Genomic DNA, 12,861 nt, shown 5'->3' with positions numbered 1-12,861 from the left:
ACAAAGGATCAGATTTGTTGTAATCCTGAGAAAGTTAACTTCTTAAACTTCCTTTAACTCCCATTAACTTCTTTTAATATGCAATCTCCTGATTTATAATGATCCAGCCCATACATTTCGAGTCCAGAATTGATCGCCTCCCCAGGAAGGGGGGCGAATTTTTTATGATGGTGCCTGATGAGGTGGCAGCGGTTTTTGTGGAGGGCCGCCGACCGGCACGGGTTCGTTGTCGCCTGAATGATGACGTGGAATTTCAGTGTGCCATCAGGCCGAAGGGTGGGGGAGGATTTTACATCAATGTAGGCACCCCGATCCGTCAGGCTGCCAAGCTGGTGTTGGGACAAACGATCGCTGCGACCGTTACCAGAGACGACAGCGAATACGGGCGCGATATGCCGGAGGAATTAAAAGAACTGCTGGCAATGGACGATGAAGGCGACCGGCTTTTTCACAAACAACTGCCCAGTATGCAGCGGAATATTATCCATTACGTTTCAGGAGCAAAGTCGGTGCAGATCCGTATAGACAGGGCTATCATGATGATTAATCGGTTGAAAGGGAGGAGGTAGAGGTTTTTCAGTGGATGAAGGTCCGGGGGCGCGGGCGTAGAGGGAGGAAGGAGGATGGAAGAAGGAGGACGGGGTCGCCGGAGTGATTAACCGGGGTCGCGGGAGACAAGGGAGGAGGGATTGATTAGGATTTACCGGCTGGGCGGGAAGTCCATTCACCCTTCGACCATGCTCACCCTTCGACAGCAGCGGCGGCCGCTCCGCTCAGGGTGACATTGCACATCCGCCAGGGGCCCTGTCACACTGAGCGTAGTCGAAGTGTCACACTCAGCGAACGGGGCCGCCCGTGCGGTCGAAGTGTTGCTTGTAAACTGTCTTCGACTGCGCTCAGACTGACATCTCACATCCGCCCGGCCCCCTGTCACACTGAGCGTCGTCGAGGTGTCACACTCAGCGAACGGGGCCTCCCGTGCGGTCGAAGTGTTGCTTGTAAACTGTCTTCGACTACGCTCAGACAGACATCTCACATCCGCCCGGCCCCCCTTGTCACACTGAGCGAACGGGGCCTCCCGTGCGGTCGAAGTGTTGCTTGTAAACTGTCTTCGACCGCAGCGGCCGCCGCTCCGCTCACCCTTCGACTCCGCTCAGGGTGACATCTCGCTTCTGCTCAGGGTGACATCTCGCTTCCGGCCGGGGGGGCGGTCACCCTTCGACCGCAACGGCGGCCGCTCCGCTCAGGGTGACATTTCACATCTTACATTTCACATCTCACTTCTCACATTTTACTTCTCACACCTCACATCTTACACCCAACTTCTTTAAAATTCAAACTCCTATACTGGGAAGGCGAAATGCCTTCTGATTTTTTAAATTGTCTGCCGAAATAATTCAGATCCGTAAAGCCGAGCTGGTAGCAGATATCCGAAATGCTGGCTTTGGAATCGGTCAGAAGTGACTTGGCCTTTTTTATTTTTTCCTGCAAAATAAAATCCACCGGACTGATGCTGAACTCACGTTTAAACGCCCTGTAAAACGAGGCACGGCTCATACAAGCTTTTTCACTCAATTGGTCAATCTGAATTTTTTCGCCAATGTGGGCGCGTATGAAGTTGATAACGTAGGAGAGCGGGTTGTTCAGATCCGCATGCTGGCCCGTAGCCAGTTGTAAATTTTGAGTCTGAATGATGTGCACGATCATTTCCTGCAGCGTCAGATCCGCCAGGATATCCTTGCCAATGCCCGATCCGGAACAAATATTGATCAGCTTATTGATACTCTGAGCCAGTTCAAGATTATTGAGAAAGTGGTACTGGTTTTTGTGCAGTTGCCAGGGATTCGCATCTTCTCTCGGATAGGCTTCATTCAGCCGGTTGACGATCTGCTGAATTTTGGTCTGATCCAGGGCCAGTGCAATACACTGGGTCGGGTTGTTTTTGGTCGCTTCCGGGAAATCAATTTTCATCGTGGTATGTGCGGGCACAATGACCGTTTCGCCGGGTAGGTAGTCGAACCCAGGTTTATCAAACAGGTGCATCACCTTTTTACCTCTCAGCATACTCGTCACGACAAAATCCGTGAATGTCAACGAAACGAGCTCGGAGGTTTGCAGGGTTTCGAATACATTCAGTTCGCAATTTTCCAGCGTGAAAGCCCGTCGGTTTTCTACCAGGGTTTTCATGGATTTCTCGTCGGAAATGGCTAGCTGGTTTATTTTATGTCCGGTAGGCATGGGTGGTTGATTTTGGTATTATTAAAAAAACCGAAAAACGGTCCCGCTGTTTAGTGGTAGCGATAGGTAAACGTTGTGCAGAAAATGAATCACCTATCCCTGTCCGTCTGCTCAAATGGGGTGGTCCCGATGAAGTGGCAATAAATATAATTGTTTTTTGAATAAATGAGATAATTATCCTATAAGCTGGAACAATAGTGCGAAAGGTTAACGTGAACAGATGCGAGATTTGTATCAGATATTTCACATAACCGCTTAACAAACATCATGGATACAGCATCTGAAAGTGCAGTTTTAGAAAATAAAGGTCATGCAGAGGAAAATCTTGCGAAACGGCCGGAGTTTAAAGAAAGATATGGCAATTACATCGGCGGCAAGTTTGTAGAGCCGGTTAGCGGCGAGTATTTTGACAATATCTCCCCGATAGACGGAGCTGTTTTTACAAAGGCGGCCCGTTCGGGCAAGGCGGATATTGAGCTGGCGCTGGATGCAGCTCACGAGGCCTTCAAAACCTGGGGCAAATCATCTGCTACCTCGCGGAGCAATATTTTATTTAAGATTGCTGCCCGGATCGAGGAGAACCTCGAATACCTGGCCGTGGTCGAGTCTATCGACAACGGAAAAGCCATCCGGGAGACACGTGCGGCCGATCTGCCACTGGTGATCGACCATTTCAGGTATTTCGGCGGGGTGATCCGGGCGGAGGAAGGTGGTATTTCAGAGCATGATGAAAACACGATTTCGATCAATCTTCATGAACCGCTGGGTGTTGTAGGACAAATTATCCCCTGGAATTTCCCATTACTTATGGCGACGTGGAAAATTGCACCTGCACTCGCGGCCGGGTGTACCATTGTAGTGAAACCTGCGGAGCAGACGCCCACTTCCATCATGGTACTGATGGAGCTGATCGGAGATTTGCTTCCTCCGGGTGTGTTGAATATCGTGTCGGGTTTTGGCCCTGAGGCTGGTAAGCCGCTGGCTTCGTCTCCGAGAGTGGCCAAGGTCAGCTTTACCGGTGAAACCACCACGGGGCGTCTGATCATGCAATATGCTTCTGAAAACCTGATCCCCGTAACCATGGAGCTGGGAGGCAAGTCACCGAACATATTTTTCCCTTCTGTAGCCGATGCGGACGATGCCTTTTTTGATAAAGCCGTTGAAGGTGCCGTGATGTTTGCCCTGAATCAGGGAGAGATCTGTACATGTCCGTCGCGGATACTCGTCCATGAGCAGATTTACGACAAATTTATGAGCAGAGTGATCGAACGTGTGAAAGCCATTAAACTCGGACACCCGCTCGATGGTACCACCATGATGGGGGCTCAGGCATCCAATGACCAGTACGAAAAGATCCTTTCTTACCTGAAAATTGGCAGGGAAGAGGGGGCCGAAGTACTTGTAGGCGGGGAAGCCAATACCTTTGAAAACGGCATTGCCGGAGGCTACTACATCAAGCCAACCCTGTTTAAAGGACATAATAAGATGCGCATTTTTCAGGAAGAGATATTTGGACCCGTTGCCTGTGTTACCACATTCAAGACGACCGAGGAGGCGATTGAGATTGCCAATGATACCCTTTACGGACTGGGTGCAGGGGTGTGGACGCGTGATGCGCATGAGATATATCAGGTGCCGCGTGCCATTCAGGCGGGTCGTGTTTGGGTAAATAACTACCACGCTTATCCTGCCCACGCGCCATTCGGGGGTTACAAAAAATCAGGGTTTGGTCGGGAGAATCACAAAATGATGTTGGGCTATTATCGTCAGACTAAAAACATGCTGATTTCTTATGACAAGAATAAATTGGGTTTCTTTTGATTGATAAATCCGGAAAATTCTGTTACTTTTCAGCTGCCATCACAAAACCCCGTTAAGGCATCCAGCCCAGCCTGGCCCGCCGTCAAGGAGTGAATAATGCATTTGCTCCTTGATGGGGTGGTGGTGGTTTTCTTCCCCCGAATAGTCAAGTAACTCTGTTTTTTATTAAGACTGTTACCTATTCTACAAACCATTAGTCAGTTTCAATCCCGATTGCCAACAGCTGGTGTCCGACAGCTGAAAGCCGATCGCCAACTGCCAAAAATGATATATTATGTCCACACCACGTGTTTTGATAACGCCGGAGGCCGAAAAAGTGGTTTCTGAGCTCAAAGGTCGTTTTGGCGATTTGATGTTCCACCAGAGCGGTGGATGCTGTGACGGATCTCAGCCGATGTGTTTTGAGAAAGGTGAGTTTAAAACGGGCGAGAGTGATGTGCTACTGGGAACCATCGCCGGCTGTGAATTTTATATGAGCCGTGATCAGTTTGAATACTGGCAGCATACCCAGCTCAGCATTGACGTTACGCCCGGACGCGGATCCAGTTTTTCGCTGGAGATACCCATGGGGGTACGTTTTATCACCCGTTCACGGATGTATTCCGATGAAGAGCGGGATGATTTGGGAGCTATTTTGTAAGTTGAAAAGTAGCTTCGTGTCGTTTGCTTTTATCCTTGGCCCTTTTTTTCTATCTTTGTTCAGAATCAAGCGGTTTGCTGACTGGGAAATGTAGGTCAGCTTTTGTCAACAACTCGCATAAGGAAAGGCTGCAATGCATGTATATCCTTATCGACCCAATTAGCTGAATTTTGAATTTTAATGAATTTGAGCTCCACGAAGACGTTTTGAACGCCGTGGATTCCATGAACTACCAGCAGGCGACACCTATTCAGGAACAAGCCATCCCTCTTATTTTGAAAGGCAAAGACCTGCTTGCCTGTGCGCAGACCGGTACAGGAAAAACGGCCGCCTATTTAATTCCAATTCTGGATAAAGTGGCGCATGAATCCGCCACACACACAGGTGCCCTCATACTCGTTCCTACCCGGGAGCTTGCCGTTCAGATCGATCAGCAGATTCAGGGTTTGGGCTATTTTGTAGGTGCCACCAGTATCGCTGTCTACGGAGGTAACAAGGGGCCGGAGTGGGACCAGCAGAAAAAAGCACTTACGCAAGGAGCAGATATTATTATTGCCACGCCGGGCCGGCTGATTGCCCACCTTCAGCTCGGATACGTGAGCTTCGGGTCTATCAAGCACCTCGTACTCGACGAGGCGGATCGTATGCTGGACATGGGCTTCCTGAGTGATATTCTCAAAATCATGAGCTTTTTGCCCAATAAGAGGCAAACGCTGATGTTTTCGGCCACCATGCCATCGAAGATCGGTGAACTGGCCAAACGCATCCTGCATCAGCCCGAAGAAATCAGGCTGGCTGTATCCAGGCCGGTAGACCGGATTGATCAGCAGTTTTACATGACCAATGACGAGCAAAAACTTCCGCTGCTTGTGCATTTGCTTAGTCAGGTGCAGAATACCAGTATGGTGCTTTTTACATCCAGGAAATCAACCGTCGAACCCATCGTAAGGGCTTTGCGCAAGCTGGGCCTGAGCGCCCGGGGCATTTCCTCCGACTCGGATCAGGCGGAAAGGGAAATCGTTCTGAGAGATTTTAAAAACCGTACTTTCCCGGTTCTTGTAGCCACGGACGTATTGTCCAGGGGAATAGATATCGACAACCTCAGCCATGTGGTGAATTATGACGTACCCCGTGATCCTGAAGATTACGTCCACCGCATTGGACGGACTGCCCGTGCGGAGACAAAAGGAACGGCCATTACATTTATTAACGAGCAGGATCAAAAGTATGTGTTGAAGATTGAACGACTTTTCGAAAAGGAAGTTGACAAACAATCCATCACGGAAAGCCTGGGTCTTGGTGTTGCTCCCTTATTCGAACCTCATCGTTTCCGTCAGGCAGGATCGAGAAATAAAGATGCCGGTCGCGGGCCAAAAAAACCTGCTGTTGGTCAGGCTAAAAGAAGACGTCCCAAACAAAAGCGGGATGAAAAGACGCAAAGTCAGCCAAAATGAGGCTATATTGCGTCCCTGGCTAGATCTTATCATCGCCCCGACTTGGATTAGGTGACATTTTATTTTCTTTCAAAGGAAATATGGAATGTTTTAACGAATCTATTTGTGTCAGCCAAACCCTCTCCCTTTTCGTTTACGTTATGAACCTAAAATGGATATTATTTGGAACGTCTGATCAAATGGATACGAGAATACCGATTTAGTGTGTCTGAACCCCCGATTATTTCCATCGAGGGTTTGTTTTCTTTGTTGCTTCTCCTGCTTCTGAGCCTGACCGCCGTTTTCTTTCATCTGGTCAGGATCTACTTTGATGCGCCGGTCGATTTTTCAATGGACTGGAATTTGTTTCTGAGCTGGATACCCCTGCTGCTTGCCTTTGTGGCTAACAGTCTCACCAAACGATTTGGCAAAATTCCTGTAACCGTTATTCTGATCAGTATGGTGTGGCTGGCATTTTTCCCGAATGCACCTTACATGATCACCGATCTCGCACACCTTACCGTGGATTACCAGCGTGATCTCACCTGGCATGATACCATTATGCTTTTTATTTACGCTGAGGTGAGCTTGTTCAATGGCCTCGTATCACTTTACTGGATACATCAGTCGTGGCGGCATGTTTTCAATCGCTCAGTGAGCACCTTTCTTTTGGTCATTAGTTTGCCATTGGCAGGCTTTGGCGTTTACCTGGGCAGAGTGAGGCGGATGAACAGCTGGGATATTGTACACAACCCGCTGGATACCATCTCCAACCTGTTTGAGAGTGTGATGGATCGTACGGCACTTGTTTTAAGTCTGGAAATAGGGATTGTTCTGGGCATGCTGTATCTGGTATTGTGGGTAATCATCCGGTTCAGGGTGAGATACAGCAATCGGTAGCGGGCCCGGATTTGATACAACTTGTATTATTTTGTAGGTTTACAGTCACAGGATCTATCCGGGTGGCAAACTATGCAATTATCAGAAAATATTAAGGAGACCTATTCGGGACAGTATGACTCGGAATCGGTAGAATGGCGTAAAATGGGTGCGAAGTACAAGGCCCTCAATATCATTGAACTGAGTAAACACATTCAGTTCCGCAACGTGCTCGAAGTGGGTGCCGGGGAGGGGAGTATCTTACAATGGTTATCGCAAAGCAGCTTTTCAACCGATCTGAACTGTGTGGAGATCTCTGAGAGCGGGATCGAAATGATCAAATCAAAACAGATTCCCCATCTTAACGACATTGTATTATTTGATGGCTACAAAATTCCCTATCCGGATGATCATTTTGATCTGGTCATCTGTTCGCACGTGATGGAACACGTGGAGCACGAACGGATGCTACTTCGTGAAATAAAACGGGTGTCTAAATATCAGATTTTCGAAGTGCCCATTGATTTCTCATTTTATGTTGATAAAAAGCTGAAGCATTTTCTTGCCTACGGGCACATCAACATATACACGCCCGGGCTGTTTCGTTTTTTACTTCAATCAGAAAACTTTGACGTGATCCGCGACAAATGTTCCTTGTATGAGGATGAAATGATCAGGCCATTTTACAAGAACAATAAAGTCGGCTTCCTGTTGGTCAAACTGAAGCATTTGATTCTGGAAACATTTCCTTTCCTGCTTGGTATTAAGCCTAACACCTACACCGTACTCACGGCAAAGAATGATCAGAAACTGAAAATTTTCTGATGTCAAATCCGGAGAATACTTTTTCGGCAGTTCCGCCATTGCTCGAAATAATATACCAGGATGTCCATTGGGTAGCGGTCAACAAGCCGCACGGTCTGCTGGTACACCGATCTTCCATAGCGGCCGATACGGACGTGTTTGCTGTTCAACTGCTGCGCGACCAGCTGTCACAGAAGGTTTATCCCGTGCACCGGCTCGACCGGAAGACGGGCGGGGTGCTGCTATTTGCTTTGGACGATGCCGTTAACAGGGCAACCCAGCTTTTGTTTCAGGAGGGACAGGTTGCCAAAACGTACCATGCGATCGTGCGTGGTTTTACTCCGGATCGGGGAGAGATCGATTATCCTCTGAAGCGCGATGATGGTGTAGTGCAGGAGGCATTTACTTCCTATGAAACGATGGAGCGCGTGGAGATACCGGTTCCGTTCGGTATATTCAACACATCGCGCTATTCACTGGTCCGGCTTACACCGACTACGGGCCGGATGCATCAGCTCCGAAAACACATGGCGCATATTCTGCATCCGATCATCGGCGACCGGCCGCATGGCTGCAACAAACAGAATAAATTCTTCAAGGAGGTTTTTCAGATGAATACGATGTTGCTTCACGCCAAATCCCTCGTTATCCGTCATCCTGAAACGGGTAAAGAGGTTTTTATCGAAGCTAATTATCAGCAAGAGTTTCTGCGAATGCTTGAGACGCTGCATTTTTCTTTGTAGTCTCCGATCCTCTTCATCTCATTCCCACTTTCTGTCAGGTTTATTTCCGCGCAGCCAGGTGTAATGGTCCAATGAATGTTTTTTCTTAAAAAGGGAAAAGTGCCAGGGCCTGGCAGCTCATAACACTTTGCAGTTCCATTAAATGATCAGTAGAACCAAAATGAGCAAGGTTTAGCTCCTGAAGGGTCAGATCGGGCAGGGGGAGGTAATACTTTTACCCGGCACGCAACCTGTACCCGATTGGTTCCGTATAAGCAATTAAACAAACCATTGCTTACCCATAACAACACTTTTTATGAAATTAAAATCTTCAATCCGCTCATTGATTGCCGCCGGGTTCTTTTTGCTGGTAGCCATTGCCTGCAAAACCGACGATGAGCCGCTTCCGACTTACGACATCACCATCAAAGATACGTCTTTGGGTAAGGTGCTGACTGATAACAAGGGTATGACCCTGTATTTCTTTGCCAAGGATGTAAGCGGAGCCAGCACCTGCACGGGTACCTGCCTGGACAACTGGCCTGTTTTTAGCGTAGATAATCTTCGGCTGGATGCGGGTCTAACAGCAGCCGACTTTAGTTCCGTAACTACGGCTGCCGGTAAAAAACAGATTACATACAAGGGATGGCCGCTGTATTATTATAAATCGGATATGGCTGCCGGAGATGTGAAGGGTGAAAACGTGGGCAATGTGTGGTTTGTAGCCAAGACTACCTATTCTCTCATGATCGCAAGCGCCCAGTTGATCGGACACGATACGAAGAATTACATCCTGGATGCGGGCGTTTACAAAGAGGGTACCGGAGCCACAATCTATTTCACGGATGCCAATGGCGTTACCATTTATGGATTTGTCAATGACAAGAAAAATGTGAATAGGTACACAAAATCCGATTTCAGTAACGATGGCACATGGCCTATTTATTATACAGAAATAAAGGATTTGCCTTCCACGCTGGATAAGACACTCTTTGGTAAAATCAGCGTGTTTGGACGGGATCAACTGACTTACAAGGGCTGGCCTCTCTACTACTTCGGATCGGATAACAAGGTCAGGGGAGCCAACAAGGGTATTACTTTCCCACGTGTAGGGGTGTGGCCAATCATCCAAAAGGATACCCCGGCTGCTGTGGATTAAAGGAAAAGGTTAAGGGAAAAGTTGTTTAAAAGGTGGCCTCACTGATGGGGTCACCTTTTTTGGTATGGTGAGGACGGCTAATTTAAACTGTCAAACTGCCAGAGCCCGCATCAGTATAACTCCCGGATCGTGGCATTTTAATTGAAATCAAAGACGAGAATCATGGACAGGAGGATCTTTATAAAGCACACCGGGATGCTGGCAGCTATGGGCTCAGTGATACCGGTGACGCAGCCCTATTTAAAGGTGCCGGTGACCAACAGGTTACCCAAATGGAAAGGATTTAATCTACTTGATTTTTTCTCACCCGATCCTGCAAAGAGCCGGAAGTCAACCACGGAGGAGCAGTTAAAATGGATGAGTGACTAGGGTTTTGATTTCGTAAGGCTTCCGATGGCCTATCCCTTTTATCTCAAATTTGACAGAGGCCGCAATATTACGCCGGAGGAAGTATATCAGATTGACGCGCAAGCTGTAGAAAAAATCGATCAATTAGTTTCCCTTGCGCGCAAGTATCACATGCATGTAAGTCTCAATCTGCATCGGGCTCCCGGATATTGCATCAATGCGGGTTTCCATGAACCATATAATCTGTGGCAGAGCGAAGAGGCGCTTGAAGCTTTTTGTTTTCATTGGAACATGTGGGCCCGGAGGTATAAACAGGTTTCATCCAGGTTGATCAGTTTTGACCTGCTAAATGAGCCCAGTCTCCGCGCTGATATGAATGATCAGCATTCCAGGCACAGCACGGTCCCCGGAGCTGTTTACCGCAAGCTGGTATTGGCGGCCTGCGAGGCCATACGTAAAGAAAACCCCAAACACCTCATTATCGCCGATGGAAACGATGTGGGATCGTCGGTTATTCCGGAGATCACAGATCTGGACGTGGGGCAAAGCTGCCGGGGTTACAACCCGGGTATTATTTCACATTATAAGGCGCCGTGGGCCAATAAGGACATTGAAAATCTTCCTATTCCCAAATGGCCCGGGCAGGTTGGGGACCGGTACCTCAGCCGGGAGCTGTTGGAAAATTACTATAAGCCCTGGATCGAACTCGTAAATAAGGGTGTGGGTGTGCACTGCGGTGAATGTGGTTGCTGGAATAAGACGCCGCATGATGTATTTCTCGCCTGGTTCAACGATGTGCTGGACATTCTTTCATCCCATGGGATCGGATTTTCGCTTTGGGAGTTCGCGGGAGATTTTGGCGTGTTGAACTCAAATCGTGCCGATGTTGCCTACGAAGATTTTCATGGCTACAAACTGGACCGAAAACTGCTCAACCTGCTGATGAAGTACTAGGCCATACTTCCTCTTCTATATTCGATGTTAGGATGCTGCCATTATTTTTGGTACCGGCGTCGCAATTGTCTGGGGTGATATCTGTCCATACGGATTATTTTAGCCATTTTTGTTGAAATTACCCTGAAAGCCAATCCCTAACACCTGTCTGTATTTCCATGCAAGTGGTTTCGGGTCGGGTGGTCTAGCGACTTATTAAACTTCCATTCAACCTAATTTCATTTTTGTGAAAAAAATTGCCATCACACTTTCCCTGTTTCTGGTCTCATTGGTATCCAATGCCCAGTTGTTATCCGACTCGTTGAAGATAGCCGGAAATTACAGATCCTTTCATTTCAATAAACCAGAGAACGGCACGGCTGGATTTAGTCTTGTTTTTGTGCTTCATGGCTCCGGCGGAAACGGTAAGGGGGTCCGTAATGGAGCTATGTCACTGGAAAAGATAGCCGACCGGGAAAAGGTTATCGTCGTTTATCCGGATGGCTACAAACGATATTGGAACGAATGCCGTAAAGCCGCTACCTCCCAGGCCAATGTGGAAAACATAGACGAAAATGCATTTTTTGATGGAATGATCAGTTACTTTCATCAGAAGTACAAGATTGATCCGAAGCGTGTTTTTGTGGTGGGGACATCGGGAGGCGGTCACATGGCTTACAAGCTCGCTTTGACCATGCCTGATAAGTTCAGGGCCATCGCTGCGATCATCGCCAGTTTACCCTCAGATTCGAATATGGATTGTGCTCCGGTCGGAAAGCCCATGTCCGTGCTGATTATTAATGGAACCAATGATCCTTTGAACCGCTATGAGGGTGGCGAGATGCGAACCGGTGATGTATATTTAGGTACAGTGCGCTCCACCCAGGATACTTTCCGTTACTGGGCGGCGCTGAGCGGATACCATGGAGAGCCTAAAATGACCTTATTGCCGGACAAGGATCCATCGGATGGTAAGACCATCGAGAGATATGCCTATGCAGCAAAAAAACGAGAGGTGGTTCTGTTAAAAGTCATCAATGGTAAGCATGACTACCCAAAAGATATTGACGTGCATCTGGAAGCCTGGGCGTTTTTCAAAAGGCAACTGAACCATTGATTACGTTGTGGATGCTATGAGTTTGCAGAAGTAAAAAAAAGCAGGATCCAGTAATCGATCCTGCTTTTTTACCTCACTTAACCCTTATTTACTATTTTTTCAGATTCATTCCGGTAATTTTCAATTCTACAATGGAAGCCTTTTGTTCGGGGCTATACTGAATCATTTTTTTTACTTCCTTATGTTTTACCTCTGGTCCCTTTATTTCTATGGCAGGAGCACTGCTGGGTAAGGTGGTGTTTGTACGGCTTGATTCTGATTTTTCATTGGCAACAGCGGCCCATCCTTGTGTTGCAGTCAGGACAAACAACAAGGCGGATACTTTCATTAAATTTTTCATGGCTTTTTTTGATTCTTGTCTTTGTTCTATTTTATGAATCAAAGGTATAGTCGTGCTTACCGATATCCATATACATTTTGATGAACACAGAATTGTACGTTTGAACGGCTTATGTGTAGGATAGGTGAACGATACATCTGGATCAGAGATCGAACCTGGATGGGTCATTACAGGACTTTGCTTTTTTCGGAACTTCCTTTAAAAATTCACTTGAATTATTTTTTTTCAAAAATGAATGCAGCGAGAACTTGGTGTAGATAGGCTGGAAAGGGAAGCTATTGGCAGAGCCTTAGAGGTGCTTTAAGAAGAGAAGTGAGATGGTTAGAAAAATAAAATGCCTTGGTAAGTAACCAAGGCTTTTATAAACCCTCCTCTATTTTTAATGATCCAAAGCTAATTCATAAAAATCATATAATCAAATTTTGGG

Annotated in this window: 11 protein-coding genes and 1 pseudogene; 10 read left to right on the top strand and 2 right to left on the bottom strand. The window is 47.4% G+C overall.

All coding sequences use genetic code 11. The features are described 5' to 3' along the window. Window positions 1-98: 98 nt before the first annotated feature. A complete protein-coding gene (locus tag DYADSP32_RS05200) occupies window positions 99-569 on the top strand; it encodes a YdeI/OmpD-associated family protein (RefSeq protein ID WP_149243709.1) in 471 nt (156 codons plus the stop codon). Window positions 570-1,305: 736 nt separating this feature from the next. Here DYADSP32_RS05200 and DYADSP32_RS05195 read toward each other — a convergent pair. Then, entirely contained in the window at window positions 1,306-2,238 is a 933-nt protein-coding gene (locus tag DYADSP32_RS05195; protein ID WP_149243710.1) for an AraC family transcriptional regulator, read from the bottom strand. Window positions 2,239-2,505: 267 nt separating this feature from the next. On the opposite strand from DYADSP32_RS05195, the gene DYADSP32_RS05190 reads away from it, so the two are divergent. The 9 genes and pseudogenes from DYADSP32_RS05190 (at window position 2,506) to DYADSP32_RS05150 (ending at window position 12,094) form a co-directional block, all read left to right on the top strand. After that, entirely contained in the window at window positions 2,506-4,059 is a 1,554-nt protein-coding gene (locus DYADSP32_RS05190; RefSeq protein WP_149243711.1) for an aldehyde dehydrogenase family protein, read from the top strand. A 274-nt stretch (window positions 4,060-4,333) separates the two neighbouring features. Beyond that, complete coding sequence (locus DYADSP32_RS05185; protein WP_149243712.1) at window positions 4,334-4,699, top strand: DUF779 domain-containing protein; 366 nt, start codon at window positions 4,334-4,336, stop codon at window positions 4,697-4,699. 170 nt (window positions 4,700-4,869) lie between these two features. Continuing rightward, window positions 4,870-6,153, top strand: a complete 1,284-nt coding sequence (locus tag DYADSP32_RS05180) for a DEAD/DEAH box helicase (RefSeq protein ID WP_149243713.1) — start codon at window positions 4,870-4,872, stop codon at window positions 6,151-6,153. A 162-nt stretch (window positions 6,154-6,315) separates the two neighbouring features. Continuing rightward, the gene (locus tag DYADSP32_RS05175; RefSeq protein ID WP_414617527.1) at window positions 6,316-7,032 is read left to right on the top strand and encodes a DUF1361 domain-containing protein; all 717 of its coding nucleotides are present in this window, start codon (window positions 6,316-6,318) and stop codon (window positions 7,030-7,032) included. A gap of 72 nt (window positions 7,033-7,104) precedes the next feature. Then, window positions 7,105-7,836: a class I SAM-dependent methyltransferase gene (locus DYADSP32_RS05170; RefSeq protein WP_149243714.1), complete on the top strand. Its 732-nt coding sequence runs from the start codon at window positions 7,105-7,107 to the stop codon at window positions 7,834-7,836. Beyond that, window positions 7,836-8,558: a pseudouridine synthase gene (locus DYADSP32_RS05165; RefSeq protein WP_149243715.1), complete on the top strand. Its 723-nt coding sequence runs from the start codon at window positions 7,836-7,838 to the stop codon at window positions 8,556-8,558. Before DYADSP32_RS05170 ends, DYADSP32_RS05165 begins: the two co-directional genes overlap by 1 nt. A 295-nt stretch (window positions 8,559-8,853) precedes the next feature. After that, window positions 8,854-9,696, top strand: a complete 843-nt coding sequence (locus DYADSP32_RS05160; RefSeq protein WP_149243716.1) for a hypothetical protein — start codon at window positions 8,854-8,856, stop codon at window positions 9,694-9,696. Window positions 9,697-9,858: 162 nt separating this feature from the next. Further along, window positions 9,859-10,998: pseudogene (locus DYADSP32_RS05155) on the top strand (glycoside hydrolase family 5 protein). Window positions 10,999-11,224: 226 nt separating this feature from the next. Beyond that, complete coding sequence (locus tag DYADSP32_RS05150) at window positions 11,225-12,094, top strand: alpha/beta hydrolase fold domain-containing protein (RefSeq protein ID WP_149243717.1); 870 nt, start codon at window positions 11,225-11,227, stop codon at window positions 12,092-12,094. 91 nt (window positions 12,095-12,185) lie between these two features. Here the strand turns inward: DYADSP32_RS05150 and DYADSP32_RS05145 are convergent, their stop codons facing one another. After that, window positions 12,186-12,434 carry a hypothetical protein gene (locus DYADSP32_RS05145; protein ID WP_149243718.1) on the bottom strand — a complete coding sequence of 83 codons (249 nt, stop codon included), beginning with the start codon at window positions 12,432-12,434 and terminating at the stop codon, window positions 12,186-12,188. Between the last annotated feature and the right edge of the window lie 427 nt (window positions 12,435-12,861).

Origin of the sequence: Dyadobacter sp. 32 (assembly GCF_902506755.1) — a bacterium.
GTDB lineage: Bacteria > Bacteroidota > Bacteroidia > Cytophagales > Spirosomataceae > Dyadobacter.
The sequence above is the reverse complement of the archived record's forward strand: the minus strand, read 5'-3'. Positions and strand labels throughout refer to the sequence as shown.